The sequence below is a fragment of the Pseudomonas sp. NPDC087615 genome (assembly GCF_044743445.1).
Classification (GTDB): domain Bacteria; phylum Pseudomonadota; class Gammaproteobacteria; order Pseudomonadales; family Pseudomonadaceae; genus Aquipseudomonas; species Aquipseudomonas baetica_A.
Genome location: NZ_JBIUWM010000007.1, coordinates 149,863 through 152,019, shown reverse-complemented (window position 1 = coordinate 152,019; position 2,157 = coordinate 149,863). Strand labels below are relative to the sequence as shown.

General features: G+C 60.6%; 2 protein-coding genes. Both read left to right on the top strand.

Annotated features, from left to right (window positions below):
- The first annotated feature begins 229 nt into the window (after window positions 1-229).
- Window positions 230-1,117 (top strand): Dyp-type peroxidase, encoded by an 888-nt coding sequence (locus ACIOU6_RS06190; protein WP_401134690.1) that lies wholly within the window; start codon window positions 230-232, stop codon window positions 1,115-1,117.
- Between the two features lie 24 nt (window positions 1,118-1,141).
- A complete protein-coding gene (locus ACIOU6_RS06185) occupies window positions 1,142-2,110 on the top strand; it encodes a Gfo/Idh/MocA family protein (protein ID WP_401134687.1) in 969 nt (322 codons plus the stop codon).
- Window positions 2,111-2,157: the final 47 nt, after the last annotated feature.

Below are 2,157 nucleotides of genomic sequence, written 5' to 3'. Positions count from 1 at the left end.
ATCGTTGGGTTTTACAACAACGAACGGCTGCACTCGAAACTGGGATATCTGCCACCGACCGTTTACGAACGGGCGATGGCGTCAAAATCACCTATCGAGGTGTCCGGAATTAGTTGACCACTACACTTCGTCTCTGAGACAAGACTAGGATGAGGGGTTTCGGGCATCTGAACCCACACAAACCCTCCGGCCACAGGTAAACTCCCGCGCACTTTCCCAAGGAGTTCACATGAGTTACTACCAGCCGGGCATTCTCGCCACCCCTGTTCCTGCGCAAGCACGTCATCTGTTCTTTGCCCTTGAGTCGGTTGCAGCACTGCCGCAGGCGATCGACAACCTGATGACTCTGGTGGATGGCAAGTCGGTGGTGGTCGGTTTCGGTGAATCCCTGACCAAGGCCCTCAACGTAGAAATCGACGGCCTGCGCAGTTTCCCAGCCATGACCGGCGTCGGCGTGGAAAACCCGTCGACCCAGCACGCGCTGTGGGTCTGGCTGCACGGTGTCGACCGTGGTGAACTGCTCAATCGTTGCAATTCTTTTGAGGCGGCACTGGCGCCGGCCTTGTGTCTGGTAGAGGCCCAGGAAGCCTTCCGCCACAAGGAAGGTCATGACCTGACGGGCTACGAAGACGGTACTGAAAACCCGCACGATGAAGCGGCCATTGCTGCTGCGTTGCTAGCAGAGGGCGCTGAAGGTCTGGTCGGTGGCAGTTTCGCGGCGATCCAGCAATGGCAGCACGACCTCAAGGGTTTCCGCACATTGTCCGCCGAAGACAAGGACAACATCATGGGGCGTCGCTTGAGTGACAACGAAGAAATCGACGACGCGCCCATTTCCGCCCACGTCAAACGCACGGCGCAGGAAAGCTTCGCCCCTGAAGCGTTTGTCGTGCGCCGTTCGATGCCTTGGATCGAGGGTGATCGCGCTGGCCTGATGTTCCTCGCGTTCGGTTTTTCGCTGGATGCTTTCGAAGCGCAACTGCGCCGCATGAGCGGTCTGGAAGATGGCATCACCGATGGTCTGTATCGCATCAGCCGGCCGATCACTGGCGGCTACTACTGGTGCCCGCCGCTCAAGGACGGCCACCTCGATCTGCGTGCCTTGCGTATCGGCTGATCGTCAAGACACAGGGAGGCAACAATGGACGTGGTGCGTTGGGGCATGATCGGTTGTGGCAGCGTCGCCGAGCTCAAGAGCGGGCCGGCCTTTTACAAGGCGCCCGGTTCGGCGCTGGTCGCGGTGATGGGACGACGTCTTGACGCGGTGAGCGATTACGCCGCGCGCCACGGCATTGAACGGGTCTACACCGATGTCGATGCGCTGATCAACGATCCCGAGGTGGACGCGGTGTACATCGCCACGCCTCCCGACAGTCACCACGCCTACAGCCTGAAAGTCGCTGCCGCCGGTAAACATGGCTGCGTGGAAAAACCCATGTCGCTCAATGCGGGGCAAAGCCGTGAGATGCAGCAGGCGTTTGCCGACGCCGGGTTGCACCTGTTCGTGTCCTACTATCGGCGTTCGTTGCCGCGCTTTGCGCAAGTGCGGCAATGGCTGGAGCAGGGGCGCATCGGTGCGGTGCGGCACCTGAGCTGGACGCTGACCAAAGCGCCGTCCCCTGCGGACCTGGATGGCCGTCACAACTGGCGTACTGATCCGGCGGTCGCCGGTGGCGGTTACTTCGCCGATCTGGCCAGCCATGGCTTTGACCTGTTCCAGTATTTGCTCGGCGACATCATTGAAGTCGCTGGTTTCACCGCGCATCAGGCCGGGCTGTACGCGGCGGAAGATGCGGTCAGCGCCAGTTGGCGCTTCGCCAGCGGAGCGTTGGGCATGGGGTGCTGGAGCTTTGTTGCCGATCGGCGCGAGGATCGGGTCGAGATCATCGGAAGCCTGGGGCGGATCAGCTTTTCGGTGTTTGATGAACATCCCGTTCAATTGCATACCGATCAAACCGTCAGCCTGGACATCCCCCATCACGAACACATCCAGTGGCATCACGTCTTGGGCATGAACGCCCACATTCGCGGTGATTCGCAACACCCGGCGATGGCCGAACAGGCCCTGAAAACCGACTGGGTCATGGACCAGATCCTCAAGCGTCACTGACCCCTCAAGCGACGCACCATCCCCTGTGGGAGCGAGCAAGCCCGCTC